This is a genomic window from Advenella kashmirensis WT001, assembly GCF_000219915.2.
GTDB lineage: Bacteria > Pseudomonadota > Gammaproteobacteria > Burkholderiales > Burkholderiaceae_B > Advenella > Advenella kashmirensis.
The window spans coordinates 3,714,888-3,738,452 of the sequence record NC_017964.1; the positions used below are offsets into that span (position 1 = coordinate 3,714,888).

Consider the following 23,565-nt stretch of genomic DNA (forward strand, 5'->3'; position numbering starts at 1 on the left):
TTGTCCGGCTAGCCATTGATTCTTGTCTTACCGACAATCAGAGAACTGTTGATGCAGCGTTGCTTTTCGCAAAAGTAGCACGCAGGCAAATGCAGTATTCAATATCAGTCACCTAGTCAGGCGATAAACATCAGAAGTTGACAACCACATAATCACCGCAAGAAATGCGGAGATTACCTGAGGCAATCTCCGCATAATCCAGATCAGAAGGGCGATCTCACATCGCACTTAGCTGTCGGCAGTCTCATCCCTTTAGTCGATTTTCAGGTTTGTTGCCTTGACAACTTCAGCCCATTTGGTCACTTCGCTCTCGACAAACGTCCTGAACGCAGCCGGCGTATTAGGCGCCGTGGGCATCAAAAAACCATTCGCACTGTAATTTTTAACCAATACCGGGTCTGCAAGGGCCTTGTTAAGCGCCACGTTGACTTTCTCGACAATTGCCGGCGGCGTTTCTGCCGGCGCAAACACACCAAACCACGCTGCCACGTTAAAGCCCTCTACGCCAGACTCTGCAATCGTAGGAATGTCCGGGGCAAATGGCACGCGTTCGGCCGTCGTGACCGCCAGCCCCGTTAACTTGCCTGAACGCACATGGGCAACAGCGGCGGTAAATTATCAAAGATGGAAGACACCTGCCCGCCCAGCAGATCGGCAACCGCAGGGCCGCTGCCACGATAGGGTACATGCAAAATCGAAATACCAGATTTGATTTTAAATAGTTCGCAACCAAGATGAGCAGAGGAACCGTTGCCCGGCGAGGCACATGTCAGCGCATCGGGGTTCTTCTTCGTAAATTCAATATACTCTTTTACTGTCTTGACCGGCACCTTGGGATTGACGGCCATGATATTGGGCACAATATTGAGCAGTCCGACCGCTGCAAAATCCTTCAATGGGTCATATCCCAACTTGGAATACAGGGAATAATTAATTGCAGTTGAAATTGACCCAACCAGCAGCGTATAGCCGTCAGACTTGGACTTTGCAACATACTCCGCCCCGATATTACTGTTTGCGCCGGGCTTGTTTTCCACGATGAACGGCTGGCCCAATTCTTTGGAAAGCATATCGGCCATCAAACGCGCGCTGATGTCCGTTGTACCACCTGGCGCGTAGCCGACAACCAGCTTGACGGGTTTGGTCGGATAATTAGTCGCAGCGTCCGCCGCGTAGGACAATGGCGCGGCCAGCAGACCCAATATGGCAGCCAGGTGCGTGAGTTGGTATTGTAATTTCTTCATGGTTCCATCCAATAAAGTATCATCGCCCGACAGCGCCGGGCCGTATTATTTTCGTGCTCTATTTAGCGTTTGATCACAATCGTTATAGCCGTGGGGCATCGATCTTCTGCAGGCAAGCGGATGTCAGCTCTGACAGATGGCTGCAGCCCAGCAAGGCCATATTGGTATCAATTTCCGATAGAAAAATGTCGACCACCTTATGAATGCCTGTGGTACCAGCCACGGCTGCTCCGTATAACTGTGGCCTGCCGGTAAAGACCATACTGGCGCCCAGCGCAACGGCCTTGAGAACGTCGGCACCACGTCTGAAGCCACCATCGATCATGACCGGCATCGCGCCTGAAACAGCATCGACAATATCAGGCAACGCCTGCAACGGTGAGATGGATCCGTCCAATTGCCTTCCGCCGTGGTTCGATACAATCAGCCCGTCAACACCTGCCGCTACTGCCTCCCGGGCATCGTTCGGATGCATCACGCCTTTGAGCACCAGCCTACCTTGCCAGTTTTCCCGTATCCAGCGGATGTGTTCCCAGGACAGCTTATCGCGACCGCCACGGAACCCGTTAGGCGGGTCTTCAGTAATGGGCGGGCCAATTTCCTCGTACAGATTCGAAAACCGGGGAACACCGCTTTTGATCAGCGTTCGCATGAAAACATTCACACTCCATTGCGGATGCAATATCCCGTCCAGGATCAGTCTGGGACTTATCTTGAAGGCACGGTAAAATCCAGCCGCTTAATGTTCTCGCGATTACCGGCAACGCAGGTGTCGACGGTCACAACCAGCACCGGAATTTGCGCCCGCTTCAACCGTGTCAGCAGTTTGTCGATACGTGGAATATCACCAGGAAGATATGCCTGATACCAGCACCGATTCCCGGTGGCCTGCTGCAATTGTTCCAGCGGCACGTTCGACGCTCCGCTGATCACAAACGGAATCCGGGTCTGCATGGCCACTGTGGCAAGCGCCAGATCACATTCGTGCATAACGATAGCGGAAAAGCCTGTAGGAGCAAATCCCACGGGCATTGCATAGGTCTGCCCGAAAATGGATACCTCGCTCGAACGCTGCTCGACCGGCTGCAGGCCTCGATGCCTGAACCCGATGCGCTTCATAACAGCCAGACTCTCGGTTAAAGAGGCTTCATCCTCGGTGCCGCCACCCACGTAACCCGCCACGCAACGAGGCATACGTTTCCTGGCTTTCTTTTCAAAGTCGGATATGGAATAGTAGCGATCAACGTTCTTCATATGCTTCTCTGCTGTTATGACTTCTGAAATCTCACTCACACGGTATGCAGGACACCGGGATTACAAAGGTGAGAATATCCGGAACAGCAGGCGCAAGCCCTTTGGGTGCTTTGACCGCGCTGACCGGGTGCCGTTTCCCCGGGGTCAACCCGGAAGGCAAGCAACAAAGACAGCCATTAAAGCACGTTCGATAGTGTCAGCCAAATGAAAAAATATGACCCCATCATTCCTTTTTTTCATGAACCCGTTCGCTTGCACTTACAGGCCAGCGGCGACCTCTGATTGGACAAATGCCACAAAGGCTTTGATTTTCGGCACTTCTGCAGAGTGTTCCGAATAGGCGACAAAATACGATCCATCACTTGGCTGTTCATAATGCCAGGGAATAATCAATTTGCTATCACGCAATTCTTCATCAACCAGCAAGCGCGGTACCATGGCAATGCCGCAACCGGCCTGTGCTGCTCTCATGCACATATAGAACGTGTCGAATCTGGGACCGTTATAACTACTGTCTGTATGAAAATTCTGATGAAAAAACCAATCGTGCCATGCCTCCGGACGCGACGCGCATTGAATCAGAATCATATCTGCCAGACAGGCCAGTTCGCCGATACCTTCTTGCGGCATCAGATCAGGATGGCACACCGGCACCATCCCCGCTTCGAACATCTCCTTGCATTCCGCCCCGGGCAATGTTCCCCGTCCGTAAAAAAAAGCGATATCAATATTGGCCTGCACGAGATCAAATGGCTTGAGCTCGCTTTGTACCTTGATATGAATACTCGGATTTTCCTTCATGAACCGATTCAGGCGTGGTATGAGCCAGCGCGCGCCGAACGTCGGCTGCGTACCGATCGTCAAAACCTCGGTTTCGCTGCCATAAGAGAGGATATAGCGTGAGGACATATCAATTCGTGTCAGTATTTCCTTGACTTCAGACTGATACAGCAGTCCGGCAGGCGTCAACTGTAAGCGCTGCCTGACGCGGCGAAACAGGGGGTGTTTCAGGATTGATTCGAGCTGCGCGATCTGCTTGCTGACCGCGCTTTGCGTCAAGTGCATCTCTTCGGCGGCACGCGTAAAGCTCATATGTCGCGCTACCGCTTCAAAACACTGTAAAGCGGTGATGGAAGGCGTCAAACGTTTTTGCATAAGTCAATCATTCGCGTTTTTAGATTTCATTGTTCGCGCACTGCCGACAATGGATGGGGTAGGGAACGCACCATTATATCCAGAGTACGGCGCCCCCCTTATGTGTTCAGTTGCTGAAGCGGCAGGCATGCCGGACACATTGAAGCCGGATACCCACGCCATTCTTGCCACACAGAGTTCGCCTTGCGCGCGCAACGCTTATTGCGGCACGATGCGAAAAGCCGCGTTCGCGCCCCAGGTGGCTACCGTCAAACTGCCGTCCGGGGCAAGTGCCAGGCCCACGGGACTGCTCAGCCCGTCAGCTATCACCGTGCGCCGGCCCTGACGATCCACGCGGCTGACTGTGGTACCGCCATAGTCCACGACGTATGCCGCATCTGCCCCCGCCCTCACGATACCTGGGCCGGGACTTTCCAGATCGTCATTGATGCTGCGCGCAAGGCGACTACCCGAAACCAGGGAAATGCCGCCCGCAATATTGCTCACCAGCAAATCCCCGTTAGGAAGCTCAACGACGCCACCGGGGTTTGGAGTGCTTCGGCACAATGTCTATCTTGCCGTCTGGATGGGCAGCCAGAATTTGGTTGGTTCGCCGGTTGGCGATCAGCAATCGGCCTTGTGCATCGAAGGATAATCCTGCCGGCGTTGCCAGCCCGCGTACGAAAACACTTTGAGCTCCCTCAGGAGTAAAGCGCCAGACCAGATCCTCGCTATAAGAGGCAACGTAGATATCACCAGCCGCGGAGATGGCCAGCCCCGAAGGACCTCGCAGTGCCTGCGCAAAAATGCTGCGGCGACCGTTTGGAGCAAAGCGTACAACGGTACCTTCAGACCAGTTCGCTATATACAGATTGCCGCTGGCGTCATATGCCATTCCAACAGGTGAACTCAGCCCATCATGGATCTGCCTGACCTGCTGTCCCGTCGCAACCTGGCCTGGTGTTGTCGTGTTCGCCTGCGCCAAAACCAATGATCCGGCAAGGCCGGCCATGCTAATGACAAGGGTTGTATGGATAATTATGTGCCTCATTGCTCAGCCTGCTGTGCAAACACCTCTTTTGCGGCCGCCAGTCCATTGAGCGCGGCAGGAAATCCGGCGTAGACTGCCATCTGCATAATGGTTTCGACAATTTCCGTCCTTGTCACGCCCACATTCAGTGCGGCCTGGATATGCACCTTGAGCTGAGGCGCTGCATTGCCCAGCGCGGTAAGCGCGGCCACGACCGCAATCTCCCGGCTTTTGAGGTCCAGACCAGGCCGGCTATAAATATCCCCGAAGGGGAATTCGATCAGATATCGCGCAAAGTCCGGGGCAATCCCGTCGAGACTTTCCAGGACGTGCTCACCGGCCTTCCCATCAATCTCCCGCAGCTTTGCGAGACCTCGTTCGTAGCGGCTTTCGTTCTTCATTACCATGTCCTTCATCAGAGAGTGAATCCGGCGCCGAGGGATGCTCAAGTGAGCGGTAATAGTCGATTTTTGCCTGCAAAGCTTCTGCCGATTGGCGCAACGCCTCGATTTCCGAAAGAACGTCTGTCAAGTGTTCTTCCAGCATCTGGCGACGATCCGATACCGTCGAGTCCCCAACGCCACGTAGTCTTGCGAACGTCTGCATCTTGCCGATTGGCATATTCGTCGTCCGCAACCGTAGCAGAAATTCAATCCAGGCCATGTCCGATGCCGCATAGCGCCGTTGCCCGCCCGTTGTGCGGGCAATTGATGCAATCAGGCCGATGCGCTCGTAATAGCGCAAGGTGTAGGCCGTCAGGCCCGTGCGCCTGGCGACTTCATCGATGGTCAGATAGGATTCCATGGCGTAATGGTAGAAGTTAGAGTGCGCTCTAAGTCAAGCACTTTATGCTTGAAGGAACAATAGTGCAAGAGCCCGCAGCGCATCGGTGCCGGCCCTCAGGACTGTCTTATCTCAGCTCAAACCCCAGATTATTAAGCGCCTCAACCAGTCGATGGCGCCCGGTCAGCGCTTCGGGTCCGCGAAGCCGGTTCAGGGAGTGCAGGTCCCACGGCCCGCTGTTCTTCATGCCCTGTGCCTTATAGAACTCATCCATGGTCGCGTTATAACTCTGCGCCGCCGCCTCCAGGGCAGAGGCATCGTACTGTTCCTTGTGCAGGACCGCTGCCTGGGGAAGACGTGGTTTGACCGAAGCCGGTTTTAGCGGATCCGGATAGCCAATGCACATGCCGAAAGTCGCAAAGGCATAGTCGGGCAGACCAAGCTCTTTGGCCACTTCCTCCGGATGATTGCGCATCCCGCCGATATACACGACGCCCAACCCCATTGATTCGGCTGCAACCGCTGCATTCTGCGCTGCCAGCGCCGAGTCGATGGCGGCAACAAGAAACGCTTCCATATAGGTCAGTCCTTCGTGCGCCACGCCATGCTTTACGCCCAGAGATTTCAGACGCGCCAGGTCAGCCACCCAGACAAGAAACAACGGGCAACGTCGTATGTGTTCCTGATTACCTGCCAGTTTTGCCAACCGGTCCTTGCGTTCTGCATCCTGAACTGCGACCACGCTCCAGGTCTGCAAATTGGACGATGTGGAGGCAGACTGCGCAGCTGCAACCAGCAGCTCCAGGGCGCCAGGCTTGAGCGCCTCATCAGTATAGGCGCGTACCGAGCGATGGTTGAACATTGTTTCGATGGTTGCATTGACCTCGTCCGGAATGAATGCAGCCTGTTGATAGCGAGCCTGCACAAGGTCCTGTGCGGCGCCAGGGTTTTGACATGGGTTGAAGATTCTTGACTCATAGCTTTAATACAACTCCAAATAAGGGATGACAGGCGCAATCATGCTCACCTTTACGTTCATCAGCAATATCAATATTCGCATAATGATAAACGCATCATCATGATTAAAGTAATAACGCCTTGGTCTTTAGATATTCGATTGTCTGTCCTGCCCAGGCTTGCGAGTCATGCCAGCGTTCGCTGCACCCGAAACAACAACAGCGCCCGACATAATCCGCTGCCCGACCGGCATTCAGCGATGATGTGCCGTGGCCTGCTCTTCCACCATCGCTTTGATTTCGCGCGCCATGGGATCACGCAACTCTTCCAGCACATGTGCCACCAGCCCAATTGCGCGGGCCATCACGCCTATTCCCCGAACAATATCCCATGGGATCTGCAACTCACTGGCCACAGCGGCAATCGCCCCTGTCGCATTCACGGGCAGGCTCTTGCCCAGTTGCCTGCCGGCTTCATCTGCCACCGCCTTCATTAACGCGACATAGGGCCCCGAAAAGCCATTTTCTTCGGCGATGTCAAATAAGCGTGGCGCACGCGGGTCCACGGGTTTGTGAATGTGATGACCGATTCCGGGAATCGTTCTGCCGCTGCTGCGTTCCTGCTCAACAATCTGCCTGGCAAGCGCAGCAATATCTACCTCTGCCGCCGGATCCGGCAACGCGGTTTGCAGCAATCGCGCCGCATTCTCCATGCTGCCAACAAAGACACTGCCAAGCCCGTTCAGACCCGCGGCCACTGCGGCCTGCATGGCTTCCGGAGCACCGCAAATAGTCATGCGGGTCACGATTGCGCTAGGCGTCATGCCATGCTCCACTAGAATGACAGCCAGCGCATTAAATACCCGGGATTCCCGTTCGTCGGGCAGACGATCGGTCAATTCCAGAAAAGCCATATCGCCCAACGAAACCTTACCCATAATGTCCCGGCATAGGTCCAGGCCCTTGATGGTGATGGTATCTTCGGTGCTCCAGCTGATATCGGTTCTAAGTTGCTTGCGTTTAGCCATGTGTCATTGTCCTTTGCGCTGATAAATTAGTAAGGCGCCGTATGTGCCAATACAGTTGCTTTCAAACAGCACGCATGCCGCTGCATGCTTTCATCCTTGCAAATCCACTGCCTTGGCGCGTATTTGTACATCATTACGCAGCACTGCCTTGGCAATCTTGTGAGTAGGCGTAAGCGGCAAGTCATCCAGCAAAACCACATAACGCGGCACCTTGACGGCAGCAAGCCGATCCGCGCACCATGCAGCCACGTCAGATTCGCTTAGCGTTGTCCACGGCCTGGCAACCACGGCCACAAAGACATCATCTTCGCCCATCTCGGAGGGCACTGCCAACGCGGCAACCTGCAAGACGCCCGGATGTTCGCCAATTACCATTTCGATCTCGGCCGCGGCGATATTTTCACCGCGTCGCCGGATAATATCTTTCTTGCGGGAAATGTGAAAATAGAAGCCGTCGGCATCTCGCCGCACCAAATCGCCGGTCTTGAGCCAGCCGTCCTCAAAGGCCTGTTCGGTCTGCTCGGGGTCGCGAAAATACCCTTGCATGACAATGGGCGATTTGACCCACAGTTCACCAATCTGGTCCGTGTCGACATCACAACCGTCATCATCCACCACCCGGCACTGAGCCCATGGCCTGTCCGGATCCGGATGGGCGCCAATCACCCCCATGCTGCCGGCCTTATTCGGCCCTTCATAGGGATTGCAGGTTACCCCCGGAATTTCAGTCATCCCAAAACCCGAGAATAAATGATCGATGCCAAATTCCTGGCGGAACACTTCGGCCGCCTTCTTGCGTACGCCATACACGACCCGTAAACGATGGTCCGGTCGATATTCAGATCGGTCGCGTGCGCACAAAATCGTCCCAATCGCTTCGATGATATTGACGATAGTAGCGCCGTGATCAGCTGCCGCATTCCAAAAGTGCGTAGCCGAGAACCGCGGTTCAATGATCATGCTGGCGCCTGCTGCAAGCACGCCACCCACCGAATAAAACAGGGCATTCATATGGAAAAAAGGAAGAACGATCATTACCCGATCATCCGGCTGCATATGCAAACGCGCTACATTGGCCTCTCCTGCCAGCAGTAAATTGCACTGACTGTGCATCACGCCCTTGGGAAATCCCGTCGTCCCGGAGGTGTAGATAATGACGCAGGTATCGGTAGCACGGTCCTCGTCTGCAAGGGGGAGATCTGGCGCGTTATCAATGGCTTGTTCGACAGAGGCGGCGTTGCCTGCCGGAATTTGCCCCCACAGCAATGTCCATGGCTTTGGCACCATCGTTTGCGTGGCCTGCTCAATCGATTGCAGAAGATCGGCCTGAGCAATGATGCCTTTGACGTCGGCATGGCCCAAAGCATAGGCCAATTCGCGCGTACTGTAATCCGGATTGACCGGCACCATGACCGCCCCCAGGCGAGCCAGGGCAAACAGCGCCAGCAGATGAGCGGTATGGTTGCGACCCACGACGGCAACCCGATCGCCCCGGCCAATGCCAAGGACCTTCAGCGCACGTGCAAGCCTGTCATAGCGTGCGCCGAATTGAGCCCAGGTAAGCGATGCCTCGGACTGGATAATAAAAACATCGTCTTTCCGGCTCTGACAGCGACTGCTAAACGCGTCATGAAGCGTCCCGTTGTGAGGGCGATAGCTGCGCAAAACGTCAATCGGACTTTTCATGAAACTACCCTTAGCATGGGAGAATACCCGCAGTTTACTTTAAATACACATTAGTGCACAATAGTATACTGTTGGATCCTTTAAGTTTGATCACTCTACAAGAAATGACAATTCCAAACCAGTCAATGGAGAGAGACATGATGAAACACCTGATCAAAGCAACGCTATTGGCCAGCGTCCTGGCCATTGCCCCCAGCTATGCGGCCGGCGCAAGCGACTACCCCAATAAACCGATACGTATTGTCGTCCCCTTTGCTGCTGGCGGGGGCGGCGACTTTATCGTGCGCGCATGGGCTGATAAATTCTCAGCGGTGGTCAAGCAACCGGTTATTGTCGATAATCGTGGCGGCGGCAATACCGTGATCGGCACCGAAGCTGTCGCCAAAGCGGCTCCTGACGGCTATACCCTGCTTATCGTCAGTCCAAGTTTTGCGACCAATCCCACCTTGTTGCCCAGCCTGCCCTACAAAACTCCGGAGGATTTCACACCGGTAGGATTAGTTATTACCTATGCCATGGGACTGGCTGCACGCTCAACCCTGGAGGCCGACAATATTCAGGCCCTTCTTGCCAATGCGAAAAAGAACCCCAAACAATTGACGATTGCCACTTCAGGTGCTGGATCGGCAAGCGACCTGGCCGCAGAGCTGTTTCGCGAAGCCACGCAATTGAATCTGTTGAAAGTGCCCTATCGTGGCGCCGGACCGGGCTTGCTGGATGTAGCCAGCGGGCATGTCGATATGGCATTTACAGGACTGTCGCAAATCAAGGGGCAACTGGATGACAAACGGGTCAAGCTGCTGGGCACCTCGGGGCGAGAGCGGCTGCAGTCGGCACCAGACACACCGACCATCGCCGAACAGGGACTGGATAACTTCGAGGCCCTGGTCTGGTGGGGCATCCTGCGCCCGCAGGCACGCCGCCAGAGATTGTCCGGAAAGTAAACAGTGCGCTCAAACAAAGCCTTGCCGATCCGGAAGTGGCCAAGCGGCTCGCCGTTATTGACGGTGAAGTCAAAGTCTCTTCGCCGGAAGCCTTCTCTGAGCTGATCAAATCCGAAATCGCCCGCTGGCGAGCGATACTGAAGCCGGACGCCAAAAACACAGCAAAACGCTGATCAACCTGGCCGGCTCAATCCGGCCAGCGTATGGGTACCAGCTATCGCCGTGGCCACATTCTTGAAAATGCACTCAGTACCGCCGGCTTAATACCGTCCCGAATGCACCGGGTCACTGAATGCTACGCTATCGATCCACTGTAACTTACATTCGTACTTAGCCTCGACGCTGTTCGCAGGGCCCCCACGTCCAATACCATTGCGTTCGGCGTCATCAATCTTCGAGGCCTCTCTTCATCACGATTGCCACACACGCATGCCACGACCGCTGCAAATGCAGATCCCCGCGGTCAATGACCGCGCCCTCCGGCGCCACACGAACCTGTATCGCCAAGATCTGCCTATTAGCGAACCCCTGCCAAATATATGTTGGGCCGGTCTTGCCGGGCCATGCGTCATTGCATTGCCAAACGTCACATGATCGCTGCGATTGTCCAGAATTGTACGGGCTAGCAGACGTAACGTCTGAAATTCACTATATCTCTTATTCATGACAAAATGCATGCATATCATTTATTTAATAATTAATAAGCTATAAAATGCATGCAATTATTCAAAATAAAGAATCAGGAGACAGCATGGACACACCATCCAATAGACAGCAAGGCGTTCCCCGTTATGACAGTCCTCCGTTAAAAAGCAAACGCCCGCCGCGTTGTCCGCCATTCGTAGAGATCAGTCATGAAGACCAGTTACTGCCTTATCTGGAGCACGTCGCGCAGCGACCCTATAACCACGGATTGAATGCCTGCTGGGATCTGAAGGAAGGCGAGCGGGTCTTGCTCAGAGTGGACAACTGGCACAGTGAATTGACCATCAAGGCCTGCGAAAAGATATTGCAAAAATACAAGGTGAAATACGACATCAAGTACATTGACCGCGGACCGATCCGGCAATGGGTCGGCGCCGATGAGGTTGAGTACTACCTTTTTCGCACCAAGGAACTGGCTGAATGGATGGATATGTGGGAGGAAGAAGAGAAACGGCAAATTTACGACAAGATCCTGATGGGTTATGGCGGCCCCGTCCTGGCCGAGCGTCTGGTCAAAATCCAGCGCATGCCTTTTATTACACCTGAAATTCTGGCCTCACCGGCTCATGCGATGCCCATAGAAGTCATTAATGCCATCGATAAATGGACCTGGGATCGGGTTCGTAGCGCCCGGCGAGTCAGGATTACCGATCCTGAAGGGACCGATATTTCATTCACCAACCATGATGAATATTGGGACGAAAAGCGTGAGTTCTATGCCCCGGACCTGGTAACCAAAACCTGGCGGGGAAATGAACACTTCGGCAAGACTTATTTGCCGGGCCATATCACAGGCCGCCCCTGGCTGTTTCATCCCACCAAGGAGGATGCATGCGGGGTCATTGCCGGAACAACCAATCACATCGCCCCCTGCGACTGGACCCAGTTGATCGTAGAAAATTCCAAAATCGTGCAGATTAATGAAGGTGGCGAGTTCGGAAACCGATTGCGTGACGTCATGGAAAAAACCAAGGATATCCAGTATCCGGGTTTTCCGGACAAGGGCATTATGCATTGGTGGGAAGCGTCCATCGGGACAAATCCTCACATTCATCGGCCCCGCAAGGATTTTCCTTCCGGGTTTGTCAATTGCCTTTATGAAAGAGTACGTTCGGGTGTGATTCATATGGGGTTCGGCACCATCATTTCGTCCATGGCCGAGCGAGAAGCAGCCAGAGCCGGCCATCTGGTCGGACACTGGCACCTTCATCTCTATTTTCCGAACTATACGACCGAGCGCTCGGGCGACAATGAAAATGTTATTGAAAACGGACGCCTGCAGGCCCTGGATGATCCTGCCATACGCAAGCTGTGCTCAAAGTACGGCGACCCGGACCTCTGGCTGGATGAGAGCTGGAACCCCGCTGTGCCCGGCATCAATATGCAGGGTGATTATTGGGATCACTATGCCCGGGACCCGCTGCATTGGGTCAAAACAGAACTGGAAGTATGCCGCAACTATCACCCCATGTTCATGACGATGGTCGGCGCAGACGGCAAGTATTGTTCCGGCGAAGGTGCCGACTGGTGGAAAGGCGGATGCTGTAATCACAGCGGCGTTTCCGCCAGCCCGCTCAAAGGCAATTGCTGCGGCGACTAAACCATGAGCAAGCTTGGTGCCGGCGTATGGTTGCTCGGATGCTGGCTGGCAGCCAGCATGGACGCGCGAAATATCAAGGCCACACTATGGCTTGCCCAATGCACGCAAGCAGATCTGCTCAGCAAATTTACGTCTGTCTATTCCCTGGCGCATGGCATGGCCTTTCCATATTCCTTTTTGCTGATGATGCTCATGTCGGCCTGGCACATAGGCAAGCAGTCACAACGTGAATCGCGAACAGGCGCGTTTATCAGCACGGCGCTGATGTGGCTGAGCATGTATCCGGTTTGCCTGATCAGTGAACCCATCGCCTTGAGGCGCCCGGTTCCTCTGGTGTACAAATCTACGCGTTTTTGATGTTGGCAGTGGGCAGTGCAACGATGCTGTTATTCAACGATAAAAATTTATTCCCAAAGAGAGGATACAGATGAGACAAACAAAGGCAACAATGCTGGCTGTGGGCATCACAGCAATGGTGACTGGCGCTACCGCTTTTGGCGCCCAGGGGAATGCAAACTGGCCCAACCGTACCATGACGCTTATCGTGCCCTTTGCGGCAGGAGGCGGAGGAGACACCTTGGCCAGACTGGTCGCAGACCCGCTGGCCAAAACAGTCGGGCAAAGTATTGTGGTAGAAAACCATCCCGGCGCGGGGGGCAATATCGGCAGTGCCGCCGCGGCACGCGCCAAGGCTGACGGATATACGTTCCTGTATGGTACCAACGGCACCCAGGCGATCAACCATGCACTATATAAATCCGTGGGCTATAAGCCAGATCAGTTAAAAGCGGTGGGGCGCTTTTCAACAATCGAACTGACCCTGGTCGTTGCGCGGGACAATGCAAAAGGAATCGGCACCATTACCGACTTGCGCAACTACCGCGCGGGGACAGACAAACCGTTGACCTGTGGTTCTGCCGGAAATGGCACGTCATCGCATCTTGCCTGCGAAATGTTCAAGAAGCAAACGGGCATGCCTGTTACCCACGTACCCTATAAAGGTAATGCCGCTGCCGTGACCGATATTATTGGCGGCCGAATAGATTTCATTATCGATGTCACGCCCAATGTTATTTCACAGATCAGAGCGGGAAGACTCAAAGCGCTCGCGGTCACGAGCAAGACCCCTAGTCCATCATTGCCGGGGGTGCCCACTTTGGACGGCTCGGGGCTGAAAGGATTTGAATTTTATGCCTGGGATGGTTTATACGCACCTGCAGACACGCCACCGGAAGTCATCAATAAAATGAACGCGGCTATTGGTCAAACACTCAAGCTTAAGGAAACCGATCAGCGACTGCGTGGCCGGGGCGCAGTCCCCTCCCCCATGACGCCGGAGCAGTTCCAGACATTCACTGAAGAGGAAAAGCAGCGATTGGGCGCCATTGTCCGGGATATCGGCGCGACCGTGGATTGAATCAGCCATGCCAGACATAACGGCGTCGGCGTTTCTGGCTATAATCTGGACTTACGTGGGCCGATTCCGCTTGGCTGGCGCCGCCCTTATTTCATTTGCATGTCCACACTAATAAAAACCGTCACAGAAGAATTACGCAGGCGAATCCTCAAAGGATCATTGCCGGCCGGTTCACGCATCAAGGAAATCGAGTTTTCTGCTGAGCTCAATGTTTCCCGTACGCCCTTGCGTCTTGCCCTGGGCGAACTGGAACGCCTGGGTTACGTTGAAAAATCTGGCCGCCAGGGGTTTCGGGTGCGCGAGATCAACATGGATGAAGTGGCCGAAGCACTGGAGCTGCGCGGTGTGCTGGAAGGCTACGCGGCGCGGCGGATCGCTGAAACTGCAATCTCTGATAAAGACAGTGCCTGGCTGCGCATGCTTGTGGACAAGGGCCGTGAGCTGATATGCGCCTGGACACGGGAAACGCGACAGCTATTTGTCGAATCCTGGGCAGACAATAATAAGCAATTTCATGATGCCCTGATCACATTGGCACGCAATACCCATCTTGCCGAATCAATGCAGACGGTATCCCGAACGGTCTTTGCACGAGCCAGCAATCTGGGGTCAATTGGCGACTATCCGGAGATCGAACTGGAGTTTTTTACTCGTGCTCAGGAAGATCACGAAGCGATCTTCGAGGCCATCATTCAACGGGAAGGAACGCGTGCCGAAGCGCTGTGTCGTGAGCATGCGCGGCGAAGCATCGAAAATAAGAAAAAACTCAGTCGGCTTTCCGATTGCCGTTGATTCTGCCAGCGTAGCAATCAATGCCTACTGCCATTGATTGGCCAATTCGGCTATAACCGCTCAATGTGCACAGGAATTGCGCATGTACAATATTCGCATTCCAATAGGTGCCGCCATGACGTTTACCAGCATGACTAGTCGCGAGTTCAACCAAGCGGCAAGTGAAGCAACGCGTGCCGCAAACAATGGGCCGGTGTTTATTACAGACCGAGGCCGCCCAGCTCATGTGCTAATGAGCATCGAATTGTATCGACGCATTACCGCAAGCCAAAGAAAGATTGCCGATTTGCTGGCAATGCCCGGCATTGCCGACAGTGATTTTGAAACACCACGTTCGCCAGATCTGGCAAAAATCAACCTGTTTCATTCGAATACCATAAGGCATATGTGATGCACACGGCCCTGCACAAGCTTTAACCGCAGCTGAAGCGCCTGTTATACTAATCTGGTCATTGTCATCTTAGATTCGTAATAGATCGCCCCGCTTCGATTGACTCATATATCTACTTCCAACCCGCTCCCGCCCGTGCTTGCCGGCCCGATCCTGCGCCGCCTCGAACCAGGCCGCCTGGCGCTTTGGCTGGTGGGCAGTGTACCGCTCAAATTTACGCTGCTGCTCGCCCCGGCCGGGGAATCGCCCAGAAGCGTGACGCTTGATGCAACCAACTGCCGCATCATTCCCATTGGCCGCCATGCCTTTTTGCATCTGATCGATGTCGCCCTGTCCGAGCCGCTACCACAGGACACAGTCATTGCCTATGATCTGGTCGCGACCCTGGCCAACGGGGTTGAAGCGAACATTGCACAATGGGCGCCGCATCTGCTGCATGAAGACGCCACTCAGCCTACCCTGGTGCTGCGCAGTCGTGCCGACGACATTCTCTTTGGCTCATGTCGCAAGCCGCATCACCCAGCACGCGATGGCTGGCGCGAGCCGACGAGCTGTTGGCCGGGCACATCGGGCAGGCCGACACACGACCGGCCATGCTCATGTTATGTGGCGACCAGATTTATGCTGATGACGTGGCCGGCCCCATGCTGGCGGCCATCCACGCATTGATTGATCGCCTGGGCCTGTACGGCGAATATCTTGACGGCGCCGTTGTAGCCGACAGCGAAGCGCTGTACGCTCACCCGGCAGGCTATTACCGCCGCGAAGACCTGCTGCCCGCATTCAAATCGAACGAGGCGCTGCGTGAACGCTTCTTTGGCGGCGTGGAAAAACCGATTTTTACGACTACCAGCGCACACAACCACCTGGTGACCCTGGCCGAAGTCATGGCCATGTATCTGCTGGTCTGGTCGCCTGTACCGTGGCAACTCGTGCCCGAGCCACCCATGCCTGCGCTTGATGTCGAACACGCACGCCAATGGCGAAGCGAGATCGGTATACTGCAGGGCTTCCGTCGCGACCTGCCTAAGGCTTCGCGCCTGCTCGCGCATGTGCAGACCCTGATGATCTTTGATGATCACGACATCACCGATGACTGGAATTTGTCGGCCAAGTGGGCCACCACCGCCTATGAACATCCATTCTCGCGACGCATCGTCGGCAACGCGCTCGTGGCCTACATGCTATGCCAGGCTGGGGCAATCGTCCCGATGCGTTCGACGCGGTGCTGGACGACACGAGCGCTCTTGCCGCTACACCAGACGCCACAGATCACCTGGATGCCACCGCGCAGGACGCGCTGATCACGCGCCTGCTTTCATTCAATCAATGGGACTATGTGCTACGCACACAGCCGACCGTGATCGTTCTTGATACGCGTACACGCCGCTGGCACAGCAGGAGATTGCCCAGCCGCCCGTCCGGACTGATGGACTGGGAGTCTTTGACCGACTTGCAGCATGAATTGCTGGATGAAACGGCCGCCGTGATCGTCTCGCCCACGCCCATGTTTGGTGTCAAGCTGATTGAAGTGGTGCAACGCCTATGCACCTTCGCCGGCCACGCGCTAACGGTTGACGCAGAAAACTGGATGACCCATCGCGGTTCAGCCAGCGTCATGCTGAACATCTTCCGCCATTCGCGCACACCGGGCAATTACGTTATCCTGTCGGGCGACGTGCACTATTCCTTTGCATACGATGTACAGGTGCGCGATCGAGATCGTTCCCCGCACATCTGGCAGATCACCAGCAGCGGCATCAAGAATGAATTTCCAAGACGGCTGCTGGACTGGCTGGATCGCCTTAACCGCTGGCTTTATTCACCGCGCTCGCCACTGAACTGGTTTACGCAACGGCGGCACCTGCAGATACAGCCGCGCCTGCCGGATCAACGCCGTAGCGGTGAACGCTTATGGAATGGCGCAGGCATAGGCCAAATACTGCTTGATGCGCAGGTCGACCAGCACGCATTCTGCAACACAACGCCGACGGCCGCCCTTCCACCGAATTTATTGCACCCGAACAGACCGTGTCCGCTGCAACGGTTGCACAACAACCAGGCACGGGTGATTAGTTCAAGCGAATGCGCTCGACGGGGTGGTATTGCCTTTAGCACAACTTCATGTTCCGGTCGCACTGTCTTGATTGCGCGGCGCTTGCGGGCCTCGCACTCTACAGTAACAGCGCCCGCGTGCCGTTCAGACTCAGTACTGTCCCAGGATATTGAATAACGCCTGGCCGATCTGCGGCAGAAAGGTGATGTCTTCAGACACTGCCTTGCCATGGGAAAAAACCACAATCGTAATGGCGCCATACGCTTTGCAGTAGTCCTGCGGCAACAGAAAATGCGCACTGTCGTGCCTGTTGTAACTGGATAGCGCGTCGCCAGTCCAGCCATTCCATCCTGCCTTGGAATAATATTCCAGGTTATCCGGCAGATGCTCTCCCAGGAACCCGTTTACCTGCGAATGTGGCAGAGCCTTGAAGTCCGAAGAAAGGGAGCGCTTCAGATACCTGGCCGCCTCCTGGCTCATGCCCGCGTCAAGGAATGTCCCACTGCAGATTTCACTAAGCAGGCGTGCCACGAAATCACTGCTAAGACAGTTGTGATTATTTTTCCCATCCAGCGTGACAAAGAGTCTTTCCCGACCGTAGCGATCGTCATCCATGAGTTTCTGGCAAACATTGATGCCCTGGCTTCCGGCCAGCCCAGACCAGCGAAAAACCGGTTCACACCCTGGCGCCGCTCAAACCATTGCTTCATTTCCGCCTCGGGCAACAGCGTATCGCCGGTAGTGCCCGACAGCATATCAATAACGTAATTGGTTGCATTATTGCTTGACCACAGAATCATGTCAGTTATGGCGCGGCCCAATTCCTCATGCGGCATCACCTTTCCGTCCCGCAACGCGGCCTGTGCCGCCGTCAGATAAGCCACCTTAACGACACTGGCGGGATAAAATTGCCGCTGGCCCTGCCAGGAAAATCCGTCAGGTTCGCCCGCAGCCATACCCGCTGCTGCTCTTGGAAACAAGTGCAACGTGATGCTCGAATCAGCTACGTCGTGCGCCAGCGGCGCAAATATCTGCCGCACAGACGACAGCAGGCGCTGCCCGATTTGGCTCGATTGTTCTGTTTGTTGGTAATACATAGAAAATTTCCTAGATCTCTGCCAATCGTATGCATCTGGCGCGTTGTGTTCCCGAGACGGGTGTCAGCTCTGGATGGTTTTGCCTGCAGCGTTCTGTCACGTAAGGACAACGGCTCGAGAACGCGCAGCCTGCAATGGTTTCATGCGGATCGGGCAGTTCACCCTCCAGAATCGCAGATGGATTCCTGACCGACGGATCGGCAATCGGGATCGCCGACAGCAAGGCCCGCGTATAGGGATGCCGGGGCCGGGAAAAGATATCATCCTTGCTGCCCTCCTCCACAATCTCCCCAAGATACATCACCAGGACGCGATCGCTCACGCGCTTAACCACGTTCAGATCATGGGCGACGAACAGAAACGCGACCCGCAGCTTATGCCGGATCTCCTCGAACAGATTGATAATCTGCGCCTGCACCGACGCATCCAGCGCAGACACGGGTTCGTCCGCAATAATCAGTTGCGGGTTGACGGCCAGCGCCCTGGCAATGGAAACCCGTTGACGCTGACCACCACTTAAGGCATAAGGAAACTTCTGTTTCAGTGACAGCGGCAAGCCGACAATGCCAAGTAACCGGTCCACCTCAGCGGCCAGATCACCTTTATTACTCGCCGGGACATGCGTCGCCAGCGCCTCTTTGAGCAGGCGTCCAATGGTAAATCGCGGATTCAGCGACGAATACGGATCCTGGAACACCATCTGAATCCGGGTGCTGCGTTCGAATCGGCTAAACTGGTCCATTGATCTGCCGTCTGACCAGATAACCGTTCCGTCCGAAGGCCTTTGCAATCCGACAATACATTTGCCCAGGGTGCTTTTACCGCAACCGGATTCGCCCACCACCCCAACAATTTCGCCTTCGTTCACGTGCAGCGACACGCCTTTGAGCGCATGCAGAAAGCCCGCTTGTTTGCCTGTGAGAAAGTCGCCCAGACGTCGTCGGCTACCATAACGCTTTTCCAGATTTTGTACCGTCAGCAGAGCTGGAGCATGTGATTCGCTTACCACAACGCTTCCTCCTTACGATGACAGGCACAGGCGTGTGCCGGCGTCAGGTTTTCACTCTGGGGGCTTTCGACTTGACATCGTTCGATCGCAAACTTGCAGCGTGGATGAAAACGACAACCGGTAGGATAGTGCCCGGCGGCAGGAGGCTCGCCGGCGATCGGCTCCAGCTTGTGCTGCGGATCAACGTGCGCGGGCAATGCATTGAGCAGCGCCCGCGTGTAGGGATGGCGCGGGTTGGCAAAAATTTCTGCCACGCTACCGCTTTCTACAATTTTGCCGGCATACATGACTGCCATATCATCGCAATGCTGGGCGACCACGCCTAGGTCATGCGTGACCAGCAACACAGACATACCCACACGCTCGCGCAGCTCGTGCAGCAGCCGTAAAACCTGGGCCTGAATGGTGACATCCAGCGCCGTGGTAGGTTCATCGGCAATCAGCAGCTCTGGCGCACAGGATAGCGCCATGGCAATCAGCACCCGCTGGCGCAGCCCGCCGCTCAATTCATGCGGCCAGGCATTAAAGCGTCGCTCGGCAGAGGTAATGCCCACTTCACGCAGCAGCCCCACCACTTTTTCCCGGACCTGGGCTGACGACAAGCCGGCATGATTGCGCCGTACAATTTCTGCCACCTGATCACCCACCCGCATGGTCGGATTCAATGCGGTCATGGGGTCCTGGAAAATCATGGAAATCTTCCGACCGCGCACTTGCGTCAACTGCTGCTCGTCCATTGCAGCCAGGTCCTTGCCGTCAAACAGGATCCGCCCTTGTTCAATCACAAAGGGCGAGCCGCCGAACAGGCGGATAATCGAACGGCAGGTGGTGCTTTTTCCGCAGCCGGACTCGCCCACCAGGCCAAATACCCGGCCTTTCTTAACCTGGAACGTCACGCCTTCGATTGCCATCTGTGCGCGACCACGCTGGCCAAAACCGGCGTGCAGGTTCTCTACCCGAAGTACATCCTCCGTTGTCACATTCATGATTTCACCCTGAGTTGATTATCAATCCCGTCACCCAGCAGGGAGAACGTCACGCCGATATAGATGATCATGATTCCCGGAAAGACGGAGATCCACCACGCATCGAATATGTAATTGCGGCCTTCAGCGATCATGACCCCCAGCTCAGGCGTGGGTGGCTGTATGCCCAGCCCCAGAAAACCAAGGGAGGTCACCGCCAGAATAGTCAGGACGACATCAGCCATCATGAACACAATGGCAGGTGTAATAACATTGGGTAGAATATGCAGAAATAGAATCCGCAAGTGACTGTAGCCCATGACCCGTGCGGATTGAACATATTCAGTGGTCTTGACCAGCAGCACTTCGCCGCGCACGATTCGCGCAAAGGAAATCCAGACCACCAGCGTAAAGGCCAGGTACATGTTCTGCGTGCTTGGTCCCAGCGAACCAACAATGGCAATGACCAGCACATAAAACGGAAACGCCCAGACAATATCAACGATACGCATAATCAGCGTATCCAGCCACCCGCCTACATAGCCCGATATCAGGCCGATCAACGAGCCGGTTACAAATGGAATCAGCACGCACACCGCCACGATTTCCAGGTCGGTCTTAAGCGCTTCGATCGAGCGCCACAATACCTGCCGCCCCAGGTCGTCGGTGCCAAAGAGATACTGCAGATTCGGGCCCTGCAGACTACTGTCAAAATTGATCTCGGATGTATCTATCTGGAATACTGCCGGAACCACATAGGCCACCAGAATCAGGAGCATGAACAGGGCCAGGCCCGCCCACAAAGAATAATTCTGCGCAAGCCGTCCGCTGCGCCACCCGTTCAATATCGTGTTCATGATAATTCCACCCTGGGGTCGGCAGCCACATAGGCCAGGTCAGCCGCCAGGTTGATCAATACAACCAGCACCGCGAAGGTCACTGTCAACCCCTGCACCATGGGATAATCACGCGCAGCAATGGATGAGACCATTAATCCACCCAGGCCTGGCAGGGCAAACACGGCTTCAATGACCACTGTGCCACCGATGACCCAACTGGTATGCACCCCCAGCACCGAGATTGTGGAGAGTAACGAATTACGAAATACATGACGCCTGAGAATCTGCATTCGACTCATGCCTTTGGCATAGGCCGTGTCAATATAATCGGCATTGAGCACCGCAATAATCGAGCTTCTCAGGGAACGTACGGTCAGGGCCGCGGTACTCAGCGCAATGACCAGCGCCGGTAGAAACAGCGAATGCAACAGACCGAAAACACCACCGTTGAGCCCGGACACCGGAAAGATCGGGATATAGACCGAGAACACCAGAACCAGCAGGATACCCAGCCAGAACGCCGGCATCGACATAAAACAGATAAACAGAAACTTGATCAGGTTGTCGGTTGCCTGGTTCTTGCGCAATGCGGCCAGGAAAGCCAGTGGAATGGTCAACACAATTGCAATAACCGTGCTGTAGGCGACAAGCGCCAGCGTCACCCATAGACGATCAAAAATCAATGGCCCAACCGAGGTGCGAAAGGCAATCGATGTGCCGAAATCGCCCTGAGGCAGTCCAGCAAAAACTGAAAGTACTGAACCACCAGTGGTTTATCCAGGCCCAGTTGATGCTGCAGTTTGGCGATATCCTCGGCCGTGCCCCGGCTTCCCAGCAACAGTGTTGCCGGATCCCCGGGCATGACCCGCAAAAGCAGAAAGGCCAGAATCGTGATGCCCAGCAATACCGGGATCAACTGCACCAACCGCAAGACAATAAAACGCAATATCACGAGCTACCCCTGTTGTATCCTGATTCTGGCGCTTACTTCACCCGGACTTCTTCAAGCCTGTAATTTGAGGTGGGCAGAACACGGAAGCCTTCGATATTGGAGCGATAGGCATAAGGGACACCCTGGTGATAAAGAAAGATAAACGGCGCTTCCTTGTTTACGATTGCTTCGATTTCCTTGAACATACGTCCGCGTTCAGCACCCTCGGGCGTTTTGCGTTCCTCTGCATACAAAGCGTTAACGCGCTCGCTTTTCCAGTTCGTATGTAAGGCATTAGCCCGCTCCGGATTAACAGCAGTAAAGCCGATCAATTGGTCAGGGTCGATCGTATCGCTGGTGGTATAGGTCAGCGACATTTCATAATTGCCGGCTTTGGTTGTCGTAAACTGCGACCCACTCTCAATGGTCTGCACCTGGATGGTCACGCCAATCTTGCTCAGGGCATTCTGAATGACCAGACCTACCTGTCGTGAAGTCACATCCCCAGACGGGATAAGCAGCGTCGCCTTGAAACCGTCCGCAAGACCGGCCTCGGCAAGAAGCTGCTTGGCCTTGGCAGGATCAAAGGGATACGGCTTGATATCGGTATTGTGATGCGCCATGATGGGCAACGAGGAAGACGCCGGTTCGCCGTTGCCCTTTAATACGCCCTGGATAATGGTCTGCTTGTTAATGGCATAGTTCAAAGCCTGTCGAACACGAATGTCATCAAAGGGCTTTTTGCTGGCATTCATCTGCACCAGATCGGTGCGAAACACTTTAGCCACGGCTGTCTTGATATTCGGATCATTCTTGAGCATGGCGACCTGGTTAAATGGAATGTCCATCGCCGCGTCCAGCTCATTGGCCTTCAACTTAAGGATACGCGCATTATCGTCCCCAATGATCTCCAGCGTAGCCTGGTCCACAGCGGGCTTTCCTTCTTGCCAGTAGTTGGGATTCTTGTCTAATGAGACGCGCTGGCCCTTCTGCCAGGCTTTGAGCGAAAAGGGACCGCTGCCTATGGGTGCATTGAAAAATTCGTCGCCCTTTTGTTCCAGTAGCGCTGCCGGCAATATGGAAGCGGAAAACAAGGCCAGATTGTTCAGCATCGGCGTAAAAGGCGCATCCAGCTTAAGTTTTACCGTGCTGTCATCCACCTTTTCATAGCCGGTAATGGGTTTGAAGAATCGTGCCCAGCCGGATTTTTCTCCTGCTGCCCGCTTCAATGAAAAAATCACATCATCTGCCGTTACCGCTTTGCCGTCGCTGAATTTCGCGTTTTGCCTGAGATGAAAGGTATAGGTTTTTCCATCCGGGCTGATCTCCCATTTGTCGGCCAGCCCAGGTTCTATTTTGGTCCCATCCGCAGAGGGCTTGACCAATTGATCATAGATCAGCAACTGTGTCCAGATAGACGGGTTATCGCTCGAAGCAATGGGATCGAGCGTGAGCAAATCCTTTGCAATGCCCAATCGAAACTGGCTTGCCGCGGCCTGAGCGACATTGAGCGCACAGGCAACAGCAATTGCGACTTTCAATAGTGAATGAAATCTGATCATAACGGCTCTCCGGGAAACACACTTTAAAAAATGGCAAATGGGAAGATCCTGCTTTCTCGGGCTATTTTGCAGGCAATGGGTATAGTATGCAAAGGAAAAAAGTTATATCATCCATGACTAAAACTCATACTATGGGACGCCG

Annotated in this window: 24 protein-coding genes and 3 pseudogenes; 9 read left to right on the forward strand and 18 right to left on the reverse strand. The window is 54.6% G+C overall.

Annotated features, from left to right (window positions below):
• Positions 1 to 252: 252 nt before the first annotated feature.
• From TKWG_RS17410 to TKWG_RS17455, 10 genes and pseudogenes are all read right to left on the reverse strand, one after another.
• Positions 253 to 1,244, reverse strand: a pseudogene (locus TKWG_RS17410) (Bug family tripartite tricarboxylate transporter substrate binding protein).
• 82 nt (positions 1,245 to 1,326) lie between these two features.
• A pseudogene (locus TKWG_RS27330) lies at positions 1,327 to 2,498 on the reverse strand (alpha-hydroxy acid oxidase).
• Positions 2,499 to 2,756: 258 nt separating this feature from the next.
• Entirely contained in the window at positions 2,757 to 3,653 is an 897-nt protein-coding gene (locus TKWG_RS17420) for a LysR substrate-binding domain-containing protein (protein ID WP_014752094.1), read from the reverse strand.
• Between the two features lie 198 nt (positions 3,654 to 3,851).
• On the reverse strand, positions 3,852 to 4,139 hold the full coding sequence (locus TKWG_RS17425) for a serine/threonine protein kinase (RefSeq protein WP_014752095.1): 288 nt from the start codon (positions 4,137 to 4,139) through the stop codon (positions 3,852 to 3,854).
• A 22-nt stretch (positions 4,140 to 4,161) separates the two neighbouring features.
• On the reverse strand, positions 4,162 to 4,617 hold the full coding sequence (locus TKWG_RS17430) for an SMP-30/gluconolactonase/LRE family protein (protein ID WP_171815179.1): 456 nt from the start codon (positions 4,615 to 4,617) through the stop codon (positions 4,162 to 4,164).
• 62 nt (positions 4,618 to 4,679) lie between these two features.
• The gene (locus TKWG_RS17435) at positions 4,680 to 5,063 is read right to left on the reverse strand and encodes a carboxymuconolactone decarboxylase family protein (RefSeq protein WP_014752097.1); all 384 of its coding nucleotides are present in this window, start codon (positions 5,061 to 5,063) and stop codon (positions 4,680 to 4,682) included.
• Entirely contained in the window at positions 5,011 to 5,466 is a 456-nt protein-coding gene (locus TKWG_RS17440; protein WP_014752098.1) for a MerR family transcriptional regulator, read from the reverse strand. The genes TKWG_RS17435 and TKWG_RS17440 overlap by 53 nt, the downstream gene beginning before the upstream one ends.
• Before the next feature lie 106 nt (positions 5,467 to 5,572).
• Positions 5,573 to 6,370 (reverse strand): NADPH-dependent oxidoreductase, encoded by a 798-nt coding sequence (locus TKWG_RS17445; RefSeq protein ID WP_014752099.1) that lies wholly within the window; start codon positions 6,368 to 6,370, stop codon positions 5,573 to 5,575.
• A gap of 285 nt (positions 6,371 to 6,655) precedes the next feature.
• Positions 6,656 to 7,429, reverse strand: a complete 774-nt coding sequence (locus tag TKWG_RS17450; protein ID WP_014752100.1) for a citryl-CoA lyase — start codon at positions 7,427 to 7,429, stop codon at positions 6,656 to 6,658.
• Between the two features lie 90 nt (positions 7,430 to 7,519).
• Positions 7,520 to 9,115, reverse strand: coding sequence for a class I adenylate-forming enzyme family protein (locus TKWG_RS17455; RefSeq protein WP_014752101.1), 1,596 nt, complete (start codon positions 9,113 to 9,115; stop codon positions 7,520 to 7,522).
• A gap of 140 nt (positions 9,116 to 9,255) precedes the next feature.
• On the opposite strand from TKWG_RS17455, the pseudogene TKWG_RS17460 reads away from it, so the two are divergent.
• The 9 genes and pseudogenes from TKWG_RS17460 to TKWG_RS25460 all read left to right on the forward strand — a co-directional run bounded on the left by TKWG_RS17460 (position 9,256) and on the right by TKWG_RS25460 (position 17,197).
• Positions 9,256 to 10,232: pseudogene (locus TKWG_RS17460) on the forward strand (Bug family tripartite tricarboxylate transporter substrate binding protein).
• A 578-nt stretch (positions 10,233 to 10,810) separates the two neighbouring features.
• A complete protein-coding gene (locus tag TKWG_RS17465; protein ID WP_014752104.1) occupies positions 10,811 to 12,364 on the forward strand; it encodes a hypothetical protein in 1,554 nt (517 codons plus the stop codon).
• A 3-nt stretch (positions 12,365 to 12,367) separates the two neighbouring features.
• Positions 12,368 to 12,721: a hypothetical protein gene (locus TKWG_RS17470; protein ID WP_014752105.1), complete on the forward strand. Its 354-nt coding sequence runs from the start codon at positions 12,368 to 12,370 to the stop codon at positions 12,719 to 12,721.
• A gap of 70 nt (positions 12,722 to 12,791) precedes the next feature.
• On the forward strand, positions 12,792 to 13,781 hold the full coding sequence (locus TKWG_RS17475) for a Bug family tripartite tricarboxylate transporter substrate binding protein (RefSeq protein ID WP_238534231.1): 990 nt from the start codon (positions 12,792 to 12,794) through the stop codon (positions 13,779 to 13,781).
• Between the two features lie 99 nt (positions 13,782 to 13,880).
• Positions 13,881 to 14,573 carry a GntR family transcriptional regulator gene (locus TKWG_RS17480; RefSeq protein ID WP_041709620.1) on the forward strand — a complete coding sequence of 231 codons (693 nt, stop codon included), beginning with the start codon at positions 13,881 to 13,883 and terminating at the stop codon, positions 14,571 to 14,573.
• 115 nt (positions 14,574 to 14,688) lie between these two features.
• Entirely contained in the window at positions 14,689 to 14,964 is a 276-nt protein-coding gene (locus tag TKWG_RS17485; RefSeq protein WP_041710423.1) for a type II toxin-antitoxin system Phd/YefM family antitoxin, read from the forward strand.
• Between the two features lie 99 nt (positions 14,965 to 15,063).
• Complete coding sequence (locus tag TKWG_RS25450; RefSeq protein ID WP_238534232.1) at positions 15,064 to 15,633, forward strand: hypothetical protein; 570 nt, start codon at positions 15,064 to 15,066, stop codon at positions 15,631 to 15,633.
• The gene (locus TKWG_RS25455) at positions 15,558 to 16,268 is read left to right on the forward strand and encodes a metallophosphoesterase family protein (protein ID WP_238534233.1); all 711 of its coding nucleotides are present in this window, start codon (positions 15,558 to 15,560) and stop codon (positions 16,266 to 16,268) included. Before TKWG_RS25450 ends, TKWG_RS25455 begins: the two co-directional genes overlap by 76 nt.
• Positions 16,151 to 17,197, forward strand: a complete 1,047-nt coding sequence (locus tag TKWG_RS25460) for a metallophosphoesterase family protein (RefSeq protein ID WP_238534234.1) — start codon at positions 16,151 to 16,153, stop codon at positions 17,195 to 17,197. Before TKWG_RS25455 ends, TKWG_RS25460 begins: the two co-directional genes overlap by 118 nt.
• On the opposite strand, the gene TKWG_RS21900 is transcribed toward TKWG_RS25460, so the two are convergent.
• From TKWG_RS21900 to TKWG_RS17525, 8 genes are read right to left on the reverse strand one after another with little or no spacing between them, the layout of a single operon-like run.
• The gene (locus TKWG_RS21900) at positions 17,171 to 17,500 is read right to left on the reverse strand and encodes a hypothetical protein (protein WP_014752110.1); all 330 of its coding nucleotides are present in this window, start codon (positions 17,498 to 17,500) and stop codon (positions 17,171 to 17,173) included. The genes TKWG_RS25460 and TKWG_RS21900 overlap by 27 nt on opposite strands.
• Positions 17,497 to 18,117 (reverse strand): serine hydrolase family protein, encoded by a 621-nt coding sequence (locus TKWG_RS21905; RefSeq protein ID WP_014752111.1) that lies wholly within the window; start codon positions 18,115 to 18,117, stop codon positions 17,497 to 17,499. Before TKWG_RS21905 ends, TKWG_RS21900 begins: the two co-directional genes overlap by 4 nt.
• 10 nt (positions 18,118 to 18,127) lie before the next feature.
• Positions 18,128 to 19,126, reverse strand: coding sequence for an ABC transporter ATP-binding protein (locus tag TKWG_RS17505; RefSeq protein WP_014752112.1), 999 nt, complete (start codon positions 19,124 to 19,126; stop codon positions 18,128 to 18,130).
• Positions 19,120 to 20,112 carry an ABC transporter ATP-binding protein gene (locus TKWG_RS17510; protein WP_014752113.1) on the reverse strand — a complete coding sequence of 331 codons (993 nt, stop codon included), beginning with the start codon at positions 20,110 to 20,112 and terminating at the stop codon, positions 19,120 to 19,122. The genes TKWG_RS17505 and TKWG_RS17510 overlap by 7 nt, the downstream gene beginning before the upstream one ends.
• Entirely contained in the window at positions 20,109 to 20,948 is an 840-nt protein-coding gene (locus TKWG_RS17515; RefSeq protein ID WP_014752114.1) for an ABC transporter permease, read from the reverse strand. The genes TKWG_RS17510 and TKWG_RS17515 overlap by 4 nt, the downstream gene beginning before the upstream one ends.
• Positions 20,945 to 21,613: an ABC transporter permease gene (locus TKWG_RS17520; protein WP_014752115.1), complete on the reverse strand. Its 669-nt coding sequence runs from the start codon at positions 21,611 to 21,613 to the stop codon at positions 20,945 to 20,947. Before TKWG_RS17520 ends, TKWG_RS17515 begins: the two co-directional genes overlap by 4 nt.
• Positions 21,610 to 21,882 (reverse strand): ABC transporter permease family protein, encoded by a 273-nt coding sequence (locus tag TKWG_RS21910; RefSeq protein WP_014752116.1) that lies wholly within the window; start codon positions 21,880 to 21,882, stop codon positions 21,610 to 21,612. The genes TKWG_RS17520 and TKWG_RS21910 overlap by 4 nt, the downstream gene beginning before the upstream one ends.
• A gap of 32 nt (positions 21,883 to 21,914) precedes the next feature.
• Positions 21,915 to 23,423 (reverse strand): ABC transporter substrate-binding protein, encoded by a 1,509-nt coding sequence (locus TKWG_RS17525; protein WP_014752117.1) that lies wholly within the window; start codon positions 23,421 to 23,423, stop codon positions 21,915 to 21,917.
• Positions 23,424 to 23,565: the final 142 nt, after the last annotated feature.